Origin of the sequence: Photobacterium kasasachensis (genome assembly GCF_050336885.1) — a bacterium.
GTDB classification, from domain to species: Bacteria; Pseudomonadota; Gammaproteobacteria; order Enterobacterales; family Vibrionaceae; genus Photobacterium; species Photobacterium kasasachensis.
The window spans coordinates 525,604-548,976 of the sequence record NZ_JAKJSH010000004.1; the positions used below are offsets into that span (position 1 = coordinate 525,604).

General features: G+C 52.1%; 14 protein-coding genes. 5 read left to right on the forward strand and 9 right to left on the reverse strand.

Annotated elements, in window-relative coordinates:
• Positions 1–204: 204 nt before the first annotated feature.
• Positions 205–723 (forward strand): DUF2059 domain-containing protein, encoded by a 519-nt coding sequence (locus L4D19_RS02265; RefSeq protein ID WP_428450993.1) that lies wholly within the window; start codon positions 205–207, stop codon positions 721–723.
• 16 nt (positions 724–739) lie between these two features.
• Here the strand turns inward: L4D19_RS02265 and L4D19_RS02270 are convergent, their stop codons facing one another.
• Positions 740–1,552, reverse strand: a complete 813-nt coding sequence (locus tag L4D19_RS02270) for an AraC family transcriptional regulator (protein ID WP_428450994.1) — start codon at positions 1,550–1,552, stop codon at positions 740–742.
• Positions 1,553–1,634: 82 nt separating this feature from the next.
• Between L4D19_RS02270 and L4D19_RS02275 the strand changes: the two genes are divergently transcribed.
• The 3 genes from L4D19_RS02275 to L4D19_RS02285 all read left to right on the forward strand — a co-directional run bounded on the left by L4D19_RS02275 (position 1,635) and on the right by L4D19_RS02285 (position 5,136).
• Entirely contained in the window at positions 1,635–2,822 is a 1,188-nt protein-coding gene (locus L4D19_RS02275) for an MFS transporter (RefSeq protein ID WP_428450995.1), read from the forward strand.
• A 273-nt stretch (positions 2,823–3,095) separates the two neighbouring features.
• Positions 3,096–3,920 carry a siderophore-interacting protein gene (locus L4D19_RS02280; protein ID WP_428450996.1) on the forward strand — a complete coding sequence of 275 codons (825 nt, stop codon included), beginning with the start codon at positions 3,096–3,098 and terminating at the stop codon, positions 3,918–3,920.
• A 133-nt stretch (positions 3,921–4,053) separates the two neighbouring features.
• The gene (locus L4D19_RS02285) at positions 4,054–5,136 is read left to right on the forward strand and encodes a 3-deoxy-7-phosphoheptulonate synthase (RefSeq protein ID WP_428450997.1); all 1,083 of its coding nucleotides are present in this window, start codon (positions 4,054–4,056) and stop codon (positions 5,134–5,136) included.
• A 148-nt stretch (positions 5,137–5,284) separates the two neighbouring features.
• Here the strand turns inward: L4D19_RS02285 and L4D19_RS02290 are convergent, their stop codons facing one another.
• The 3 genes from L4D19_RS02290 to L4D19_RS02300 are packed head-to-tail and all read right to left on the reverse strand — an operon-like array spanning position 5,285 to position 8,230.
• On the reverse strand, positions 5,285–6,076 hold the full coding sequence (locus L4D19_RS02290) for an ABC transporter ATP-binding protein (RefSeq protein ID WP_428450998.1): 792 nt from the start codon (positions 6,074–6,076) through the stop codon (positions 5,285–5,287).
• On the reverse strand, positions 6,076–7,200 hold the full coding sequence (locus tag L4D19_RS02295; RefSeq protein ID WP_428450999.1) for a FecCD family ABC transporter permease: 1,125 nt from the start codon (positions 7,198–7,200) through the stop codon (positions 6,076–6,078). The genes L4D19_RS02290 and L4D19_RS02295 overlap by 1 nt, the downstream gene beginning before the upstream one ends.
• A 10-nt stretch (positions 7,201–7,210) precedes the next feature.
• Positions 7,211–8,230, reverse strand: coding sequence for a FecCD family ABC transporter permease (locus tag L4D19_RS02300; RefSeq protein WP_428451000.1), 1,020 nt, complete (start codon positions 8,228–8,230; stop codon positions 7,211–7,213).
• A gap of 243 nt (positions 8,231–8,473) precedes the next feature.
• On the opposite strand from L4D19_RS02300, the gene L4D19_RS02305 reads away from it, so the two are divergent.
• Positions 8,474–9,439 (forward strand): ABC transporter substrate-binding protein, encoded by a 966-nt coding sequence (locus L4D19_RS02305; protein WP_428451001.1) that lies wholly within the window; start codon positions 8,474–8,476, stop codon positions 9,437–9,439.
• A gap of 122 nt (positions 9,440–9,561) precedes the next feature.
• Here L4D19_RS02305 and L4D19_RS02310 read toward each other — a convergent pair whose 3' ends face one another.
• The 5 genes from L4D19_RS02310 to L4D19_RS02330 are packed head-to-tail and all read right to left on the reverse strand — an operon-like array spanning position 9,562 to position 23,372.
• On the reverse strand, positions 9,562–11,901 hold the full coding sequence (locus L4D19_RS02310) for an amino acid adenylation domain-containing protein (protein WP_428451002.1): 2,340 nt from the start codon (positions 11,899–11,901) through the stop codon (positions 9,562–9,564).
• Positions 11,891–18,481 (reverse strand): amino acid adenylation domain-containing protein, encoded by a 6,591-nt coding sequence (locus tag L4D19_RS02315; protein WP_428451003.1) that lies wholly within the window; start codon positions 18,479–18,481, stop codon positions 11,891–11,893. Before L4D19_RS02315 ends, L4D19_RS02310 begins: the two co-directional genes overlap by 11 nt.
• Before the next feature lie 12 nt (positions 18,482–18,493).
• Positions 18,494–19,270: a 2,3-dihydro-2,3-dihydroxybenzoate dehydrogenase gene (gene dhbA / locus L4D19_RS02320; protein WP_428451004.1), complete on the reverse strand. Its 777-nt coding sequence runs from the start codon at positions 19,268–19,270 to the stop codon at positions 18,494–18,496.
• A complete protein-coding gene (locus L4D19_RS02325) occupies positions 19,270–22,497 on the reverse strand; it encodes an amino acid adenylation domain-containing protein (RefSeq protein WP_428451005.1) in 3,228 nt (1,075 codons plus the stop codon). The genes dhbA and L4D19_RS02325 overlap by 1 nt, the downstream gene beginning before the upstream one ends.
• A 2-nt stretch (positions 22,498–22,499) precedes the next feature.
• Positions 22,500–23,372, reverse strand: a complete 873-nt coding sequence (locus L4D19_RS02330; protein WP_428451006.1) for an isochorismatase — start codon at positions 23,370–23,372, stop codon at positions 22,500–22,502.
• Position 23,373: the final 1 nt, after the last annotated feature.

Below are 23,373 nucleotides of genomic sequence, written 5' to 3' on the forward strand. Positions count from 1 at the left end.
ATATCAGTGTTGCAGCTTAGCCTTGGCGCTTTTTATCAAGGAAGAAAAATTTATACAATCCTATTTTTCAGATGTGAAATATATCCATCTAATTATTGAGACATTTCTCACTGAAATACATACGAATATATCTATAAAGTAACACCTCAAAAATGCAGGCGCACATTTATAAAATGTACCTACTAATAATAAACGGAGTAAAACATGCGACACTTTATATATTTCCTTATTTTCATCTCTGGCAGTGTGTTGGCTGATACCAACAGCCATAGACAATTGGCTGAAGAGCTTTATAAAGCAATGAATGTTGAAGCAACGATTGATATCCAAATAGAGAGCATGAGGAATATAGCTTCCCGACAGATAGCCGAATATAATGCGCCGGCTGAAGCTAAAGCAATATTGCAGGAAAATTTGAATAAACAACTATCCGTCCATGTAGAGATGTTAAAATCAGTTAATTTATATGACGCCTACATTGATGCCTACATGAATTTATTTACCGAGCAGGAAATCAAGACCATTCTCGATTTTTATACCTCTCCGACAGGAATTAAATTCATAGAAAGTAACCAAAATATGCTCCAGTTTTTTTCCAAAGCGACAGAAAAGGTAAGCATCGAACTGAAAGTAACAGAACGATTAGTAAAGCTACGAAAAGAACTTGATGAGAAATTGGAACAACTTAAAAAAACTAATTTCCGAAATAGTACTATTAACTAATTAAATACTCGCTGTTTCATTTCATAAAATATTCCCGTGGCGAGCAGGCGAAATACTGTTGGAAGGCATGAGCAAAAGCCGACGGCGAGCTATAACCGACATCCAAAGCAACCTGAGTCACGGGCCTACCTTGTTCAAGTAAGGTCAGCGAATGCAGTAACCTTAGCCTTTGTCGCCATTCCCTGAACCCTATCCCGGTTTCTGATAGAAAAACCCGGGACAGAGTCCGGCTCGACATACCCAGTCTGTTGGCCCATTGCTGCATGCTCAGATCGTTGTCCGGACTGAGTTGCAGCGTTTCTACCATTTCCCCTAGACGGGCATCTTTCGGCATCAATAGAGATAGCGCCGTCTGGGGCTGGGCACTCAGCTGCTCCAGCAGCACCGTCAATAAGTTGTAGTCAGGCTGTTGCCACTCAGAATCGACGTCACAGCGGGCAACAATGGCCAATATCAACTCTCGGATCAGGTTGGTGATATTAACGACCTTACACACACGACCGACGACTTCAACTTGATCCGGGCGAAAGTAAAGGCTTCGAAACTTAGCGCCGCTTGGGGCAAACGTCCGATGCACACAACCGGGCGGGAGCCAAACAGCCCGTTGCGGTGGCACCACCATCGCCTGGTCGCTCACATCGACATTTAGCACCCCTTCAGAGGCATACATCAGCTGATACCAGGTATGGCTATGAAAGGATCCTTGGTGTCCCAAAGGCATATCGACTTGCCGTGCCAGCACCCGTTTATCTCCGGCCTCAGCGATTTGCTCGTTGGAGCCTCGGAAAGACAGCCCGATTTTTTCTCCATTTTGTCCGTTTAGCGACATAAGTTGACCCATCGTCGAAAGTCAGCCACCAACATACTTGATAACCTATTCAGCATCAAATCCCATGCGATCAGGACCACCAATGAAAACCACATCGCACAACAAACCATGGCAAACGCCACAAACCTTTTTAATTCTCATCTCTATCGTTGTACCTATCGCTTTTGCCAGCTGGCAGGCGCTGCTCAACAATTTTGTTATTGAGAAAGCCGCATTTACCGGTGCTGACATCGGTATATTGCAAAGCGTACGGGAAATCCCGGGCTTTCTGGCCTTTACCGCCATCTTTATGCTGCTGTTTATCAAAGAACAAAAGTTCATCGTTCTCTCTTTGGCCATGCTAGCCACAGGCGTTGCAATTACCGGGTTCTTTCCATCCTTTGCCGGACTGCTATGTACAACCTTGCTGATGTCCGTCGGCTTTCATTATTTTGAAACCCTGAAACAGTCGCTGTCCCTGCAGTGGCTGTCCAAAGATCAGGCACCCGAGGTACTGGGGAAGCTCATCTCGATCGGTGCGCTAGCATCACTTATCACCTATGCCTGCCTGTGGGTGTTACTTGAACAACTGGCTCTGGATTTTAAATGGGTATACCTCATTGCCGGTGCCGTATCCCTTAGCTTGGTCATCTTTATCTGGTTAGGATTTCCCACCTTTGAAGCCAAAACCGCTCAGCATAAGAAACTCATTTTGCGTAAAAGATACTGGCTCTATTACGCCCTCACCTTTATGAGCGGTGCCAGAAGACAGATTTTTACCGTTTTCGCCGGTTTCCTAATGGTCGAAAAATTCGGCTACTCTGCCGCCGACATCGCTCTGCTGTTTTTGATCAATCACTTATTCAATTGGCTGTTTGCTAAAAAGATCGGTCAAATCATAGGTCAAGTTGGCGAAAGAAAAGCGCTGATATTCGAATACATCGGCCTGATACTGGTCTTTGTTAGCTATGCCTTTGTCGAGTCCGCCCACTGGGCTGCAGGGCTGTATGTCATCGACCACCTGTTCTTTGCACTGGCGCTCGCTATCAAGACTTATTTCCAGAAAATTGCCGATCCGGCTGATATTGCCTCGACCGCAGGTGTCGCCTTTACCATCAACCACATTGCAGCTGTTGTCATACCGGTAGGGTTTGGTTTGCTATGGTTAGTCTCGCCGGCTAGCGTCTTTATTGCCGGGGCCTTGATGGCAGGCCTGTCGCTGATACTGGCTTTCAATATTCCGTCTCAGCCGGAGCAAGGCAATGAGGTGATAAAATTGAGATGGGCTTAGGTTTATACCTGACTTCATAGCCGGAAACCAGGCCCCAGTCCGATCACCCGCAACGTCTTCAGTACCTTTTAACAAGTCACTAAAAACTCTCTGACATTATACGCCGCCTTAACCCGGTTAAGGTGGCACTAACCTCGCCTCGCACACCCATTACTCCTTTGTTTTCTAAAAGCTTTGGTATTGATTCCATCATTCTACTTTGCGCGCTGAGGTTCTTATGTATAATGCACTTGAGAATAGTTTTCATTAACATTAATAAATACAAGGATACTCATGTCACAAGTAGGTGCGCCTTCCCCCCGTCGACCTATTCGCCCCTTTCTGGTCTCAGTCAAAGACATCATCAATGTGTCACCGTCGTTACGTCGTATTTGCTTCACTAGTCCGCAACTGGCGAGTTACCCCGATGTCAGTGGCGGCGAGCATATTAAAATCATGATGGCGCACGGTAACCAGGCTGAACCTGTCTTACCGACATTAACGGAAAAAGGGCCTCGTTGGTCTAAGCCTGAGGATAAACCTGTCATTCGCACATTCAGTATCCGCGCGTTCCGGCGCGACGCCTGTGAAATAGACATCGACTTTGCCTTGCACGGCGACAACGGCCCGGCAACCCGGTTCGCCCAATACGCCAAACCTGGCGATACCCTGGCAATATCAGGCCCGGGAGGTCCAACACCTATGCTGCAACCCGCTCGGTTTTATTACATGGCTGGCGATCTAACTGCCCTGCCAGCCATCAGTGCCATGATAGAAATGATGCCTGCCACCAGTCAGGGGCATATTGCCGTGTTAGTTCCAACCGCGGAAGCTATTCAAGATCTGCCAGTCCCCGAAAGAGTGACGTTGACCTGGGTAATAGGCAATCCCGAAGAGAGTGAAAGACTCACACACCCATTTATCCAGCAAGACATGGCAACCACCCAAAGCTATTTCTGGTTCGGTGGCGAGGAAAGCCTGGTGGTGCCGCTCCGCAACCATGTTCGCCGTAATCTGGGGGTCGAGCGCACAGCAATTTATGCCGTGCCGTATTGGCGCTTCGGTAAAGATGAGGAGGCCTACCATCAAAACCGCCATGCGGTAATGGATAGCAAATAATCTGACAGGTGTTAAACAGGATTCAAAACACAAAAGAGTCGCAAAACAATAAAAACAGTGATCAGGAAGTACGGTACACCGCAACATAGCGAGAGAGTGATGTCATTTCATAATGACAAAGAAGGAATTTAACATGGCTATTCACCCGTCAGTGATGAGAACGACGTCTTGGCGTCAGCTTCCTTCACCGGCAGAACTGCTCAGTGACTACCCTTGCACGGTCGACACTGAACACCACATCATGGAATCACGCAAACATGTAAGAGAGATTTTACGGGGCAATGATGACCGCTTACTGGTGATCATCGGACCTTGTTCGATCCATGATCCCAAGGCTGCATTTGCGTACGCCGAAAAATTAAAGCCACTTATTGATCGATTCAGTGAACACCTACATATCGTGATGCGGACTTATTTCGAAAAACCGCGCACCACCACGGGCTGGAAAGGACTCATATTCGATCCGCACCTAGACGGCAGCAATGATCTTCTGGCCGGGCTTACCCAGGCCAGAAAGCTGGTTCTTGGCATCAATGAGTTAGGCGTTCCAACTTCTACAGAGTTTCTCGACAACACCAGTTTCTTATATTTGGCCGATCTCATGAGCTGGGGAGCCATTGGCGCACGAACGACCGAATCCCAGGTACACCGGCAATTTACATCAGGTTTACCCTGCCCCGTCGGCTTCAAAAATGGTACTGACGGCAATGTTCGTATTGCAACCGATGCCATTCTATCGAGCCGCTCTCCTCACCTATTCACCGTAGCTGGTCATGATGGCCAGTTATATGCGGTAGAGAGTACTGGCAATACTGACTGTCACATCATTTTGCGCGGGGGAAGGCAGCCCAATTACAGCCCAAGTGATATTCAGGCTGCCAGCGAGGCGCTGAAGAAGGCCGGACTGCCCGCCAGCCTGATGGTTGACTGCAGCCATGGCAACAGTCAAAAACAACATAAAAATCAGCTGGTCGTTGCTCAGTCACTGTGCGAACAGATTTCACAAGGCGAACAGGCTATCACTGCCATTATGGCCGAAAGCTTCCTTGAAGAGGGACGCCAGGATATCAGCGACAACATGACCTATGGTCAGTCCGTCACCGATGCCTGCCTTAACTGGCATGATACCGAACAATTGATGACGCAATTTGCCGAGGCTGTCGCTGCCCGCCGTGACTACTTTCAGTCATCGGCACCATTGGCGATAAACGGTTAGGCCATAGCTTACCTGGGATTAAGATCCCTGACCCAATGCTTAACGCAAAGTATTAAGACAAGCACTGAGAGCAAACAGGGGAGCATTATCGCCCCCTGTTTCATCTGTTATTTAAGCTGTACTTGTTACTCTACGGTACGTGTATCCCCTATTGCTCGGCATGAGCCTGCCTGCGAGGCACAATGACCGGCGCCTGATCATACGGGGCATACAGGATATCGACATTGGTATCGTACAGCTCATCAATCAGGTTTTTCGTTACTACCTCACCCACACCACCTGCTGCCACCACAGTGTTATTGCCAATAGCAATCAGCTCGTCACAATAACGCGCTGCCGCGGCCAAATCGTGGATCACCAACACCACCGTTTTACCCGAGGCAACCATGTGACTGATACTCTCCATGACTTCAATTTGATGACCGATATCTAAAGCACTGGTGGGCTCATCTAACAATATTAAATCTGTGTCTTGCGCCAATATCATTGCCAGCCAGGCACGCTGCCGTTGCCCCCCGGACAGGCTCGACACCGGCTGTTGCAGAATCGCTTCCAGCTGCATCAACTCAATGGCCTGATTGACCTGCTCAACATCTTTATCACTCCACTGGCTGAACCAGCTTTGGTGGGGATGTCGACCATACTGTACAAGCTGCTCCACTGTTATCCCTGCCGGGCTAAGCGGGTGCTGCGGCAAATATGCCACCTGTTTGGCCAGGGCCTTCATCGAGTATTGCGACAACGGCTTGCCCTTAAGGGTGATATCACCGCTATTGGGATCCATTTGCTTGGCGATCAGTTTTAGCAATGTCGATTTACCGCCGCCATTCGGGCCGACAATACCCACCAGTTTGCCCGGTGCCAGTTGTACCGAAACATCATGGAACACGGACTTGTTCTCGTAAGAAAAAGAGATGTTATTCATTGTCAGTAAAGTCATTAGTCCGCACTTCCTTTGTCGCTTAATAAGAAAACAAGCAGCATGATACCGCCAAGAATACGAGTCATAATCCCCGTTGCTACCTCATGGGGGTCGGCCAATACCCGAACCAGGGTATCGCTGAACAGCAGGAGCAGCGCTCCCAGCAGCGCCGCATTCCACAGAGGTACAATCCGGTTTTTGACACAATACGATGCCAGAATAGGCGCAGCCATCGCGATGAACACAATCGGCCCGCCAATAGCAGTCCCCAGCGCGGCAATCAAAATAGCCAGCATCAGGATACTCAGTTGCACCCTATTGACATTAACCCCCAAACTTTGCGCCGAACTAACGCCCAGTCGCAATACGTTTAGCTGGCGGGAAAGATAGACAACGAACGGGCATAACAAGAGTAACAATACAGCGACAGGCACGCTGGTCTGGTAACCCTGGCCGACAAAGTTACCCATGGTCCACATATAGACGCTGCTGACATGGACAATGGATTCGGTCGACATCAAAAACTCGCCGACGGCGCGCATCAGCTCCGAAACGCCAATACCGATCACCACAAACAGGTATCCCTGCTCACCGGGGTTTTTACACAAAAAATAAAGCAGTACCGCCGCCATAACGGCGCCAATAGGAGCTGCCCACCATGGCCATGTACCTAGCGTTATGTACAGCGTGAAAAAGGTTATGGCGAGTGTCGCCCCTTCGTTTACCCCGATCATATCCGGCGTCGCCAGCCGGTTTCTCACCAGCGTCTGAATTAAGCACCCTGACAGCCCCAGTGCAGCGCCGGCCACCACCACAGCCATGACCCGCGGCAAACGGATCTTGAATACCATAATGTTGACTATCCGAGAGGCTTCACCGAAAAAGGCCTGCAGTGCAGACCAAGGCGTAAGCTTGGCGGATCCCACGCTGACAGAAACCAGAATCCCAACCAGCAGTAGCGCCAATAACAACGCTCCCATGACAAGAGAACGCTTTTCTACCAACAGGCTGTACTGACGGTAATGCAAACGCCATTTCCCTGTCGGTGTTGATAGCTGGGCAGCCGATGGCACAGGAGTTGATGACAGGGACGAAACAGGAGCAGAGGCAGCCTCGCCCGAAAATGATTGATTATATGACATGCAGCAACTCCTACTTCACCGCCAGCAAGGATCGAAAACCGCCGCGGTGAACCACAGCAATCAATACAGGCGCACCGATCAGAGCCAGGATCACGCCGTTGGGCATTTCAAACGGCTGAATTAGCCAACGGGCTAGAATGTCAGCGATAAATAGTAAAATCACACCGAAAAGTGCGGAAAACACAACTTGAAGGGATAACACAACAGGCTCAGCCATACGGGCACAATACGCAGCCAGGAACCCGACAAAACCGATAGGGCCTGCGATAGAAATCGCACAGGCGGTAAACAGGGTCGAAGCCGTTAACACGCCGACACGAACGACATCGGTATTGATGCCCAAAGATTTAGCTTGATGCTCACCCAATTGCATTAGAGTCAGCTGTCGAGTCAGCGCAAACGTTAATACCACCGCCGCTCCCAGAAAAGGGAGGATCATCAGCATGGCATCCATATCCGCTGCAGCCAGCGAGCCTAAGTTCCAAAAACGAAACTGATCCAGCACAACCTGGTTTGATAGCAAGATATAATTCGACAAGCCCCCAAACGTCGCCGTCAACGCTACGCCGACAAGGATCAGTTTAAGCGGATGAGATTTACCGACGAGATGACCAATGAGCAACACCACAGTATTTCCCATCAGTGCCCCCAAGCCTGACCAAACCAGGTAGCCTTGTGTCGATTCGACCTCGAAATAGCTGAGTCCGATAACCAACCCCAATACCGCACCGGCATTGACCCCGAGCAGGCCCGGCTCTGCCAACGGATTTCGGGTTGCGCTTTGTAATAGCGATGCAGCCAGCGCCATGCTGACACCAACAATCACCGCACACAGGGTACGGGGGATCCGCAGCGTGTCCATAACCATAGCCAATTGGGCATCGGCACTCAGTAATGGCGAACCGGTCAGGTAACCGAAGGCATCACTAAATCCATATACGCCAGCCCCAACAGACAGCGACAGCAAAACCAATAAACAAACCGCCCCCACGCAGGCTGACAGTCCTATGAGGTGTGACTTTGTTATCACGCTAACTCCCTTTTATTCTTTTCATACATTTGATGTATGCATTAACCTCGTCCGCGCACATGATAACAATGCCGAAATCCCATAGATAGATCTAAATAAAAATAGTTATCAATCGCCTTATCAGATATTATTTATGCCTGTTGAGCGAGCATAGTCGCTCCTACTACTTTGTATTTATTGAAGTTAATAAACTCAATGTACAGGTAGAAACTCTGTGTATTCATGATGACGTATAGATAAGGGATGATGATGTTTCTCCGTAAGATCGCACTTTCCGCGCTGTGTCTTGCAGCCTCTTTTGCTGCCCACAGCGGCGGCAATGACAGCGCCACTCGAACCGTACAGGATGTCTACGGTACAGCTATCGAAATACCAACAACACCCAAGCGGGTGATCACTTTAAGTGAAATCGACCTCGATACGGCACTGGCACTGGGTATTACCCCTATCGGCACCGTCAACGGTCGCGGTCAGCAAACGCTTCCCCGCTACCTGCAACCCGCAATAGAGCAAGACATTCAAATTGTCGGTGATCTCAACCGTCCCAACATGGAAACCATTCTGGAGCTCGAACCTGATCTGATCCTGACGACACCGAACCGCCCGGAAGTGTTGGCCTTACTGAATGAAATCGCGCCGACAGTTGTCACCTTCAAACGCGGCGAACCATGGAAAGAAACCTTCGACCGCACCGCAAAAATCCTCAACCGTCAGCAACAAGCCACTGACTTCATGGCCAAGTACCAGCAAGCCGTACAGCAATCTAAAGCACAAATTGGCGATAAAATTGGGCAGACCATCAGCGTCGTTCGCTGGAACCCCAAGGGGCCGGCATACATGTTTAAAGACTCTTTTGCCAGCCAGATCATTGCCGATATAGGCATGACACGTCCGTCCTACCAGCAGGATCCCGGGCATACCCATTCATTGTCGCTCAGCCTGGAAGCCTTAGGGGTATTGGACGGCAACTGGATGGTGATCGGTACGCTCAGTACGACCGGTGAAGCCGTTGATGCAATGAAGCAGGCTGAATCCACACCCGCTTTCAAGCAGCTAAGTGCCATCCAGACCAAACGCTATGATGCCGTTGATGGTTCGCTCTGGACCTCGGTCGGTGGCCCGCTTGCAGCCCTCCAGGTCATGAAGGACATCGTCGAACTGGTCAACAAACCCGATGCCGAACCGCTTTCTCAGGCTTCTGCACAGTAATAGCCGCACCGTAAGAATTCCCCAAAAAAGAAAGCCGATTGTTCCGTGTTAACACAACGAAACAATCGGCTTTTTCTTTAGGCTACAGTGCCAGTAGCTATATGTATTACCCGGTAAGATCCCTAAGCATGTAACTGTTTACGATCCACCTTGCCGCTACCCGTTTTAGGCAGGACATCCACCGTGACAAAACGGCTAGGCACCATATAGTTAGGCAGGGTTTTCATCAACGCTTTGCGAATCGCCAATTTGGACGGCAAACTCTGTGCAGAATCTACCTCCAGAAATGCAACCAACTGCGCATCATCCCCTTCACCAACCAGTTTGACCGCCGCGTCTTTCACCCAGTTCTGGCACTTCATCTGAGCTTCAATTTCACCAAGCTCTATCCGAAATCCGCGCAATTTGACCTGATCATCAAAGCGCCCCAAATACTGGTAGCAATCCGTCCCTAGCCGACGCACCTTATCGCCGGTTCGGTAACTGCGAACTGAATCGGGCGACAATGTCACAAACTGTCGGTTTGTTAGCGCTTCACGCTGCCAGTAACCCTGACTTAAGGCATGCCCCTGAATACACAGCTCACCGACCATATTGACTGACACCGGTTGCGAGTCGGCATCAACCACCTGATGAGTATAGCCCGCCAGACTATGCTGAAGCACCACTGTTGCCTGCTGCAGCGCATCGGCCGTCACTTCCGCCATCAGCGACCACACAGTCGCTTCTGTCGGACCGTAGCAGTTCCACACCCGCTCTGTACGTGCCACCAGTCGACGCGCCAACGGCATATCGAGCGCCTCTCCGCCACACAGGGCCACCAGCTGCGAATTACCCTGCCAGCCTGTATTTAGCAGCATACGCCAAAACGCCGGTGTCGCCTGCAGTACCGTGATGGCATGTTCCGCCGTCAGGTAGCGGCAAACAGCATGGGGATCACGATACTCTTCACTAGTAGTTAAAACGGCACATCCACCAACCCATAAGGGAGCAAAGATCTCCAGCAACGCAATATCAAATGCCATCGTGGTGATCTGCAACCACCGGGTGGAACTATCCAATTCAAGCCGCTCGGTACTGGCCTGCAGAAATGTCGCCAGTGCCCGATGATCAATCACCACACCTTTAGGTTTTCCCGTCGATCCCGAAGTGAACATCATATAAGCAGGTGTGTCCGCACAAAGCTCATTTGCCAGTTGAGGCATCCGGCCACTGTTTGGCTGCTTCCATGTAGTATCAGGTTCAGCCAGCAAAATAGCGTCACACGAGTAAGGCACGGCAGAGACCTCAGCCGCCAGCGACGCATCTTGCACAATCGCTTTCAGCGCTGCTTCTTGCTCGATGGTTGCCAGTCGCTCAGCCGGAAAAGACGGTTCAAGGGGCACAAATGTCACCCCCGAGAACAAGCAGGCCAGCATTGCGGCAATCATGTCCGGCTGGCGATAGACATGAAGCCCGACTCTGTCACCGCAGACCACATGATGCTGAGCCAGCTGGTCTTGGATCTCTGCGACCCGGTGCAACAACGCCGCATACCCGACCTTGATCTGGCAACCGCCAGCATCATTGGGTTGCCATTCGATCGCCGTACGTTCCTCTCTCGCTGCCTGTTGCAGGGCTGCCAACAGAGTTACAGTGAGAATGCCCGGTTCTGACGGCAACTCACCCATTCTGTCTTTTTTTGTATCCTGCCGGAGAACGGGCCGGGCTTGCTGCCACTCACCCGCACACAGCTCACTTACGCTCTGCCATCGGCGCTGTATAAGACCCGTTAACACCTTCACCCAGTCTTTCAGCAAATAGGAAGCTTGCTGTGCTGAAAAGTGAGCGGAGGAATACGTTAAGGTAGCTTGCCATGAAGACTCCTTCTCGACCAGCATAGAGGCCACCAAGCCAGCAGGCAACTCACTGCCAGCAACGAGCCCCCTATTGTCTTGCAGATGAGGTAGCGAGCCTGCATCACAGTGTCGAATATGCAGCAGGCTCGTAATGATATTTGCCGGCCATAACAGCGGCTGCAACGCGACCATTGAGCCTGCAGCTTCACCATCAAAATCAATCTGCTGTTTGGACGCCGCTAGCTGCTCATGCATAGCTCTTAGCCAAGCCGAGACAGTTACCGAACGATCATCAAAGGAACTGACTGCCGGTATCACCGTCTGGCAGGGCGAATCGGACACCCCGCTGATAACTTGTCTTTCCCCACTGTACTGATAGAGCATCCAATGCCAACTGGCCGTCAACACTGCCGCCTCGTCCACACCAATATCGGCACACAATGACTGCAACCCGGCCATCCATTCCGGCGACAGTTTCTGCGTCTGTTCCTTCACCTGTACATAGGTATCTGCCGCCGCATGCAAAGCCGATGTCTGACAGGCGCTAAAGTGCGTCGGTTCATTAACGCCCTTAAGCAGATCCTGCCAGTAATCACACAAAGACTCACCACAATCACTCAGCATGGCTCGCCTCCCCAACATCGGCAGAAGCAGTATCACCCGCCACAGTATCGGCAGACACAGCATTGGATGCGCTTGCTTCACGCCCCGTAGATGCCGTTTGCCGCTTAGCCCAAAATTGCAGGGCAAAGCCCGCAGGACTTGATGACTGATAGAACATTGCAGGCGTGACAACGTCACTCAGTGTATGCGATAGATTCGTCGCCAACCGAATCACATCCAACGAATTAATCGCCAAATCCGACAGAGTCGCGTGCCATATATCAGCAGGCTGTACGGCGTCATTTGCCAGCACTGACATCCAGGCCGAGCGCACGGTCATCACCAATTCTTCCCACTCGGCAGATACCGATAGCGTTGTATCTGTTTCCGGCACCTGCTCATTGATAACATGCTCGCGAGAGATTGAATGACCGGCACGCAAGAAGATGTGAGAGTCGCTTTCAATCGGCAACCGAATGATTTCCAGCAGTTCGGCCAGCCACTGCGCCAGCACATCATCAGCTTTGTCTTCGCTGATCTCGGCTTCATCAAACTCAAAACGAAGCGCCGTACTGCCCGCCACTTCGGTCACAACGACATTGAGCGGAAACTCGACTTTCTCATAAGCCTGACCAAAGACCGGGGCTAGCGGAACATCCGCCGGATGTTGATCTGCACGCAAGGCTGGTCTCGGGTAGTTCTCGAACACAAACAGGCTATCGAAACAGCGTGGCTGACCATTGTGAAGCTCAATCAAAGACTGCGTTGCGTGCTCGTTCAGCCCCATCAGCTCACGTTGAAGCTCGGCAATGTGCTCGCCCAGTGTCATTCCGGTATTCCAGCGCATCACCAAAGGCAATGAATTGATATACAGGCCGACACTGGCTGCTATCTCATCGACAGGCGCATCACGTCCTGACGCCACATTGCCCACTACAGTAACCGCATCTCCGGTCACTTTCGCCACCAGACGGTGCCAGGCATATTGCACCACCACGCTATTGGTTACGCCAGCCGCCTGAGCAAAGTCCACCAACCGCTGCTGTTCATCGTCGGTCAGGCGCAAGCGGACAACGGCGGGCTTCTGCTGCATCGTCGCCTGCGCAAAATCCGAATCAAACAGCACAGACAGATCATTACGGGCTTGCTTCGCAATGTCCTTCTTATGCCAGTATGCTGAAACGGCCTCCTGGTTGTTCACGGCATACGCCGCATGCTCAAGATAGGCGTTATCTTTCGGTCCAGCCGTCAACAATTCCTGTAGGGATTCCTGTTGGCTATTCTGAGCTGCATTCTGCGGCGCTGAGTCTTCGCCAGCTTCCCCCTGAAGGGCCAAATATGCTTCATGGACAGCGCCAAACAGCCGCGGACCACTCCAGCCATCAATGATGGCGTGATGACAGCTAAACAGCACATGGTGATCTGTCTCGGAGGCCTTTATACATAGCAACCTGAATAATGGCTCTGTCGTCTCACCCAACACGAACGGACGCTCGAGATCGGCCGCCTGATAACGGGCCAACACAGCAAGAGGATCGGTATGCTCATTTGCGTTCGAATCCGTAAGATCGATGACCTTAATAGCCACCTCAATCTTACGCCGGATAACTTGTACCAGTTCCCCCTGATTCTGCAATGCAACCCGTAAGGCAGGGAAGCGGTCGGCGGCCAACTGCCAGGCCTGCTGATAGGCATCGACATTTAACGCATGCGGGTAATGAATCGGCGTCTGCAAATGGTAGGCATCATCCTGCGGACAACGCTTTTGATGCGCAAACATGCTTGCCTGCAGTGATGACGCTGGCACTATGGCTTCCACATCGAAGGTTTGGTGTAGCTGATCCACCACCTCTTGGGACAGGTTCACCAAAGGATAATCGGCCGGTGTCGGCTGACACCCGTGCTCGGCATAGCTTTGCTCACAAAACGCGATAAGCGTTTCGATGTTCGCAGCAAAAGTCACCATCAACTGTTCGCTTCGAGCCTGCGCCAGACAACCTACTTGGCGAAGCGTCAACGCACCATCAATGATGCCACCGTGCAGGCTGATGATTTCAGACGGCTTGTTGAGCGGCGACAACACCTGGCCCGGCTCGATGCTAATCGGGCGCCAGTCGCCTTTCGCTTGTGTCTGCAGCCCCAGATAGTTGAATACTATCGGGGAAAGCGCCAATTGCTCTCCTTCAGGGTGATGCAGCCCGAAAGCGGCAAAACCAATTCCCTTGCCGGGTATTGAACGGCGTCGTTCCTTGGTCTGCTGAATCAAAGCCGTCAGCGCACTGCTCTCATCCTGTAATGAAGCATCTGCTGGCACCGCCAGCAACAACGGGTAGGTACTGGTAAACCAGCCAACCGTCCTGCTGACATCGTGTTGCGGCGAAATGTCCTCGCGACCATGCCCTTCCAGCATGATGGTATGGGCATCGCCCCAGCCAAGATCAGACAAGCTCTTCACCAATGCGGCCAGCAGTATGTCATTCACTTCGGTATTAAAGGCATGATGCACCCCAGAGACCAAACGCTGCGTCAGTGTTTCAGGCAATTGCAACATTGCTGCACTGGCCTGCCCGTCAGGGTGCCTGTCTTTTTGCAGCAACGCACTGTCACCGTGTTTCGCCTGCTCCAGCCAGTAATCGAACTGGGCCGGATTGTGCCGGGTATATTCCGCGAGCACCTCTCCCCACTGGCGGTAACTGGTGGTTTTACGTCCCAGCGCCTCACCCCGGCACAACTTGGCAAAATCATCCGTCAGAATGCGCCATGACACGGCATCAATCACCCAGTGGTTAAACGCAAGGAACAGGGCAACCGCGGCCTGAGGGTGATTGCGTACCAGCGCCCACGCCATGGTTTGCCCACTTGCCAGATCATAATCAGACTGCAATTCAGTGAACGCCCGGAACAGCCCGTCATCGCCCAGAGAAGCGGCGTCCAACTCGACAAGCGGCGGCAAAATAACACCGTCGTTATATTGCTGGGAAACCACACCATCAAACAGGCTATCCTCATCCCACTGTGGCAATGCCAGACGCAGCGCGTCATGATGTTCAAACAGCTGATCCATGGCACTAACTAGCTGCACTTTGCTCAAGGCAGGGATCTTGAGGATAGCCGCCTGATTCCAGTGTTGCGGTTTGGCAAAGTCTTGCTTTGCAAACCAGGTCTGAATAGGTAACAGCGGGAAGCTGCCTGATAGTACCCCTTGCTCAGCTTCAATAGCTGGTGCTGTCTCGCTGTTGTCTACGAGCGTTCGGCACAAGCGACGTACGGTTTTGGCTTCGAATACATCCTTAACCGTACAGGCATAGCCAGCATCTCGCAGCCTGGTGGTCAGCTGAATACTCAAGATAGAATCGCCGCCCAAGCGGAAGAAGTCATCTTCCACGCCGCATTCGTTATTCAGCGTCGACTGCCAAATCGCCAACACCGAAGCTTCCAGCTCACTGTGTGGTGAAACTGATGTTGTTTCGGACACATCCAGCGAAGGCAAACGCTGAGGATCCAGCTTACCGTTCGCCGTTAGCGGCATGTCATCAACAAAGAATAAGTGCGCAGGAACCATGTATTCTGGCAAGACGGCTAAAGCGCGGTGCAATATCATCGATGCCGTGGCCGCAGATGCCACGCCTTCCGATGCCATATTTTCTGCAGAGCTACCATTTTCTGCCGAACAGCCACGCAACGTGGCGTAGGCGACCAGCACTTTCCGGCTGCCCTGTTCTGCTACCCGGACTTTGACCTGATGAATGGCCGGCTCCACGACAGCTAGTTGGGCTTCGATTTCCCCAAGCTCAATACGGTAACCCCGGAGTTTCACCTGTTCATCAATACGCCCCATATATTCGACCAGCCCGTCTCGGTTAACCCGGGCCTTATCACCCGTGTGATAAAGTCGTACCGACTGCCCCTGACATTTCCATGGGATGAACACCTTCTCGGTCAGCTCGGGCTGATTCAGGTAACCACGGGCCAGGCCGAGACCTGCCAGACACAACTCACCCGGCACACCATCAGGGCACAGATTACCTTGTGCATCGAGGATCAAAGCCTGTGTATTGGCTACGCTGGTTCCTATGGTTACTGGCTGATCCGCCGTCAGTTGCTGGGCCAACGCCGTTACCGTAAATTCGGTCGGCCCGTACATGTTAAACAAATCAACTTTGTCGGCCCACCGTTCAACAAGCTGCGGCGGACACGCCTCGCCGCCGAACGCCACTATTTTCAAGCTCGTAACAGCTTGAGGCGGCAGTGCTGCAAACAAAGCGGTAGAGCAGATCATATGAGTCGAGTGATACTGCTCGGCCTGAACAATCACCTGCTCATTGGGCTCACCGAAAGCCAGGGTGATCCCCGATGCCAGCGGCAGCATGGCAGTCATGTTACCGGCATCGAATGCCAGTGACATACAGTTGAACATCACGCTGTCAGCGGCGAATGCCAGGCGTTGGCTATGATCGTGTACCAAATTGACAAAGGATCCGTGCTCGACCATTACCCCTTTCGGCATCCCAGTCGAGCCTGAGGTATAAATCACATACGCCAGTTGATGCGGCGTGCCATTCAGCATCAACGGCGAGGTATCTGAAAGCTGCGCCAGCCGCTCGCTCAAGGTCGAGTCGGCAAGGTTCACCAACTCGGCACCGGTCAGGTTCAGATCTCCCTCACCCTGTTGAATTTGGGCAGAAAACTCACCGGAAGGCGCAAGGATCAAAGAGAGCTTGGCATCGTCAATCACATGCTGCAGACGCTTCAGAGGATAGGCCGGATCGAGGGGCACATACGCCCCTCCAGCTTTCCAGACAGCCAGCGCAGATACGGCAAACGCGATGCCACGCTCTGCAACTATCCCGATCAGACTTTCATGTCGCACACCGCGTTCAATCAGCCAATGGGCCAATTGGTTCGCTCGAGCGTCGAGCTCGGCATACGTCAGAGACTGCTCCCCTGCGACCACCGCCAGTTTGTCAGGGTGGGCTACCACAGCGTTTTCAAACAGCTGATGCGTTAACAAGTTGTCCTGATATGCGGCCGGTAACTGAGCCAGTTGTGAAGCAACCGCAGTTTCTTCATCCTCGGCAATCATTGGCAGCTGCTGCACATTGCACTCGGGCTGCTCCACGACGGCAGTGAGTAAATGCAGGAAATGCTCGGCATAGCGTTCAATGGTCGCCTTTTCGAAAATCCCTTTGCTGAACAGCCAATCCAGCCGCACGCCATCAACCAGCTCGGTGACCTTGAGAGAGATATCCGTTTTGGCCGGCAAGATTGGGGACGGCTCTTCCACGGCACCGCAGCCCGGGATCAAGTCATTGAAATCCACCTTGGCCTGATAAATCAGCATGATTTGGAAGATAGGGTTGATGGCCGTAGTGCGATCCGTGCCTATGGCTTCGCTCAAGGACTCAAAGCGATATAGCTGATGGTCGAAAGCCGACAAATCTTGCTCACGGCAATACTGCAGGTAATCGACAAAGCGCTGCTGTTCACCCAACTGGGTACGCAGCACGATGGTATTAACAAAGAACCCCACAACGTCTTCAATATCATGGCGCTCGCGGTAAGCCAGCGGCGTACCAATCACGATGTCCTGTTCGTCACTCAGGCGTGCCATCAGCAATGAAAAGACAGCGTGCAGCCCGATAAAGTTAGACGTACTGTACTGCTGGCACAGACGTTTGAATTTCGCCCACAGCTCGTTATCAATCGACGAGAACACCAGCTCACCGTCATTGTTGTGGGCAGCAGGGCGCGGTTTGTCGAGCGGCAAGCTGTGTACTTCTGGAATACCAGCCAGGCGCTCAACCCAGAACGGCTTGAACTCTGCGTGATAATCCTGAAATGCCGGTGAATTAAACCAGTTGGCATAATCGATATAGGTTCGCTCGGTGGGGACAACAGGCATTAGCTGCTGGTTTTGGTAAGACAGGAAAGCCTGCTTGAAATCGGCGAACATGTTCTTTACCGACCAGCCATCAGACACAATATGGTGCTGGGTCAGCATCAGGATATGCAGCTCTTCCTCCAGCTTCACCACATCGACACGCGTCAGTTGCCCCTGATTCAGATCAAACGGACGATTGACATCATCAATGATCCACTGCAGCAAGACGTCTTCCCGCTCATTCTCCGGCAAATGAGACAGATCTTTGTGCTCCACCTTGAACGGCGTATGGGGGTCAATATGCTGCTCACCTTTGCCATGCTCGTTAATCGCAAATCGCGTTCGCAAGCTGACATGTTTTTGTGCCAATACATCAAAAGCATATTCAAGTGCCGCATAATCCAGCGGACCGGTAACACGAAAATGAACCGGCATATTGTACAAATACGAGTTCTCTTCGTACTGCTCGATAAACCACAGCCCACTTTGGGAATATGATAACGGCCCCGATGTTTGCCCGGTCACAGGGATCGGCTGGTCAAAAGCCTGCTGCGCCTTCAGACAACGGACAATATCGTCTTTATTGGCTTTGATCTGCGCCACCACATCAGGGGTCATGGCTTGTTTATTAGCCTGAGACACCAGCTGTGACTGGCTATTGAGAGCAAGTCGTACCCCTTTACGCTCAAGCGTCATGAGTAAGGTAATAATATCTGTCATGATGGATCCTACTTAAGCGTTGAGGGTGGCACCGCCGTCCACCACTATGTCTTGCATGGTGACGTGGCCAGCCAAGTCTGAGGCAAGAAAGGTCACGACATTGGCAATATCATCAGGCTGGGCAATTTTTCCTAGCGGGATACCAAGTTTGTATTGCTCGGGAAAACCTGCAATGGTGCGCTGCTCGGCATCCGGTGTGTGCCATAGCATCCGCTGCATTGGCGTATCCGTCGATCCCGGTGAGACCACGTTACACCGCACCCCGTAAGGAGCCAGTTCCAGTCCGACACAATGCGACAGACTGGTTAACGCCGCCTTGGATGCGCAATACGCCGTCATTTGCTGACGCGGCACATGGGCCGCATTGGAGCTGACTGTGACTATCGAACCGGCTTGTTGCTTTTTGAACACCGGGATCAGCTGCTGAAGCAGGTAAAACGGGCCCGATGCATTCACATTGATACACGCATGCCAGTCGTCGACCGACAACTCCTCGGTAGCCCCGAGGCGTAAAATACCGGCCACACTCACCAGCACATCCACGGTAGGATGCTGCTGTAAGAGGGTGTCGGCCGCGGCCTTGACTGCTAACGGTTCACTGATATCCAGGGTTATAGTCTCGAACGGGTAGTCGGCTTGATCGTCAAAGGCGATATCGAGCCCAATCACCGTGGCGCCCAGATCGACAAACTTTAACGCGACCTGCAACCCGATACCTTGTGCGGCACCGGTAACCCAAACACACTTGTTATAAAACTGCATCATGCTTGCTACTGGATTCTGATTCATTACCACACCATTTCGACTTCATCTTCACTCTGTTCCTGCATCTCATCGAGATACTGGCAGAACGTACTCAACACAGGGTTATCAAAGACATCCGACACTTTCACCGTCACACCAAATTCAGCCGCCAGGCGGTTCACAATCTGGATGGTTTGCAGCGACTGCCCGCCAAGCTCAAAGAAGTTCGCCTGAGAATGCAAACCACTGACACCCAGTATCTGTTGCCAGATAGCACTCACGCGCTGCTCTGTTTCGGTCGCCAGGCTCACCTCGTTATTGTCGTTGTCATAACTGGCTAGCAGCCCTTTACGGTCAACTTTGTTACTGACGGTTTTCGGTAAAATATCGAAGAAGCGGTAATCGGTTGGGATCATCGCCGGTGGTAAGTGCTCGCTCAGCAGTTGCTTGATGTGGATGGCGTCTAAGCTGCTGTCGGTAGTGGCAATGAATGCAATCAGTCGACGGATCCCGTTCGGGTAAACAACACCCTGTACACAGGCTTCCTTCACCGCATCAAGTGCCAACAGGTGAGACTCGACCTCTGCAGGCTGAATGCGATAGCCACTGATTTTGAATTCATTGTCTATTCGGCCCAGATAGACAATCTGTCCGTCGCGGAAGGTAACGCGATCACCGGTTCGGTAGGCCCGGCACGGTGTCTCGCCAATCAGCATAGTGGTAAATGCCGGGTGCGAGAGGCCAATATAGCCTTGCGCCAGTGTCGGCCCCAGCAGAACAAGTTCACCTGTCTCCGACGGTTGGTTGGCATGATCGAGGATCAGCACGCTCACCCCCGGCAACGGCAAACCTATTGGCAAAGCATTGGTATCGCTTGATTGCGAGCTAAGCTCGCTTGAAGTCGCAACAACCGTGGTTTCTGTCGGCCCATAGGTATTGAACAACGAGATAGTACGCGCCGGAACCGCCTGGGCAACTGCTGCCTGCCACTGGGCCAGTTGCTCCGGATAAACGGCCTCGCCACCGATAATCACACGTTGAAGGGTTCCCGGGATAGTGGCTACGCCAGCCTGTAAGCTGACCACCCATTCATTCCAGAATGCTGTCGGGAGATCCAGTACCGTAATTCCGGCCAGCTCGATCGCTTCGACAAACGCAGGCATAGATTCAAGCATGGCATCAGTTCGAAGTACCAGGGTCGCCCCCTGAGTCAAGGTAGCAAACACTTCCTCGATGCTGGCATCAAAGTTAAACGGTGCAAATTGCAGCAAGCGGTCATCAACATTAATGCCATAAGTCGCTGCACTCGCTGCGGCAAAATGGCTTAATGCCCCGTGACTGATTTCTACGCCCTTCGGTTCGCCGGTCGAGCCCGATGTGAACATCACATATGCCACATCATCGCCAGCAACCTGTTCCTCATGCAGCCCTTCGCCGCGCAGATGGCCTGCCAGCAGTACGGTCGGAATCGCCAGCGGTGCCAAGGCGTGCTGGAATTCAGCTTCCGTGATTAAGGTGCGGATATCCGCTTGGGTCACGATACTTTGCTGACGCTCTAAAGGCTGCTCGGGATCCAGAGGCACATATACCGCACCGCACTGCATCACCGCCAATTGGGTCAGAATCTGCTGAATCGAGCGTGACATGGCCACCGCCACACGATCCCCGCGCAGCACACCACGCTGGGTCAAGACACAGGCAGCTTGTTTGACTTGCACCATCAACTGCTGGTACGTCACCTGCTGCACGCCTGCCAGCGTATTTTGCTCAATTGCCACGGTATTTGGCTGCATCAGGGCCTGATCATTGATTAGCTCAACCACTGGTGTCGTCGGCTGAGTTGTTTGCCCGGGCGCTTGGGTAATCGCTTCACTTTCCGCCCAGTCACCCGTAATCAATGCCGCCTTACGGGCATTTGCGTACTGGCGATCAAGCAGATCATTCACCTTCAGTGTCGGTTCAGCAACCCACTGAGCCAAGAGAGTCAGCAATCCGTCCTGCAAAGAGGTCAGCTGTTCAGGTGAGTAAACGGTTGGGTTCGCATCAAAATCGATATTCGGCAGGCCTTCCGTCTTACTGTGAAGCTCTATGGTAATGTCTTCTACCGGCCCGGCACTGAGATTCAAGGTTTGCGCGGCCAGATCGCCATAGTGCAGCGGATGATCGAACGGCATGATATTAACCAGAGTGCCAAACAGACGCTGCTCGCCACCGACACGGTGCAGGTCACGGCGAAGATCTTCATAACGATAGTGCTGAAAACGGCGCATCGCTTTCTTGTGTTGCGCGATTTTTCTGGCACTGGTGATAAAGTCGTCTTCAGGTTCAAAGGCCATCACCAATGGCACAATATTCATTTGCATACTTGGCACCGTCAGAGACTTGGAGCCAAGACGGTTCATCACCATCATGCCCAGCATGACCGCATTGTCACCGGTCTGCTGCTTCAGGTGGGCACACAATGCCGCCAAAAAGGCATCAACCCAGGTCAACTTATTCGCTTCACAGCACTCATTCAGAGCCTGCCACACACCGGCCTCGACGTTCGATGAGGTACGGTGGAAATCAGCGGTGATCGGGGCCACTTTGTCGCTATACGACGAAGGTTGCGGGTAATCCACCAGGGTATCGAGCCAAAACTGTTTGGCTTTCTCGTATGCGCCTGATGCCACCCGCTTGGCATCCTCCGCCAGTACTGCATCAAACGAGCCGAACGGATTCTCCGACACAACCTGGCCGGCAACACGGGCGGTATAAATTTCAGCAATGCGCTGGAACATCAAGGTCGTACCGAAGCCATCCAAGGCAATATGATGGACACAGTTATAGAGGTAGTCGTTCGTTGCGCCTCGCAAGAGGGTAAACCGACATGGCAGGCCATCAGTTAAGTCCAGCGGCTTGGCAATATCGACCTTAGCCCATGCTTTCACGGCTTCACGCTCACCAAAATCAGAGGCATCAAGTTCTTCAATGGTTACTGATACATCGCACTGCGCTGGCTGCATGTACGGTGTCTGCTCGTCGTCACTGACGAAATGACAATACAGACACTCGCTTTCTTTGACGGCCTGCTCAATGGCCAGTGTCAACTGTTTGCTATCGACCTTGCCTTCGAAAGCAATACACTCGGCAGTGTTAAACAGCGCTTTGTTGTCGTTGAGCGTATGCCCCAGCCATAAGCCATGCTGCGCAGTATTGAGCGGTTTGGCGTTGGCCGGGATCCCTGCTACTTGAGTCTCTACAGCTTGAGTCCCAGTTACTTGTGATGTCATGTTTACGCCCCCAGCTTGGCTTCAATCAGCGCCCACCAGCGGTTGAGGCTCGGCTCATCCGCCAGGTCAACAAAGGTCAGCTCAACACCATGCTTTCGCCACTCGGTGATCAGCGACATGATATGCACGGAATCCAGGCCATAGTCGATCAGGTTTTCGTCCGGATCGAACTCCTCTTCCTCTTCATCGATAAACGCTAACAATTGTGCCAGCAAGCCAGCTTTGGTCAGGGCTGGAGCCGTTTCGCCAGCGGCCAGAATCTCTGCGGTGCTGACCACTTTACCGCTTCGCGTCGCGACATATTTCAGGGCCATTTCATGCTCTTCCAACGAAAAATCGGCAATCGCATCCCCGACCATAAACGGCTTGATATCACGCATAAAGGCATCCACAGCCGTCATCAGGCAGCCAATATGGCCGTAGATACCACAAATAACTAGCTGGTCTTTTCCCAGCTCCTTAAGCATGTGTTCCAGCGGCGAGCGCTGAAAGGCGGAGTAACGCCATTTGTCCAATACGGTGTCATTCTCTTTGGGCGTCAGCTCAGCCACGACTTTCTGCAACTCAGGAGAACGATTGAGACCCGGCCCCCACATATCGTTTAGCAGCGCACGATCAGCCATGTTCTGCTCTTTGGGTTGGGCGGTATAAATCACCGGGATCCCCTGCGCTTCGCAGAACTGTTTCAATGCGACGATCTGATTTAGCAAGGATTGAATGAGGCTACTGTCTTTGTCATAGAAGCTGACAAAATATTCCTGCATATCATGAATCAGGAGTGCCGCTTTATCCGGCTCGAATTCCCAGGTCACTTTGTTGGCCGGAAACTGCTCTGCTGAAGGCATGGAATAGGAAGGCAAAGATGGAATAGCCATG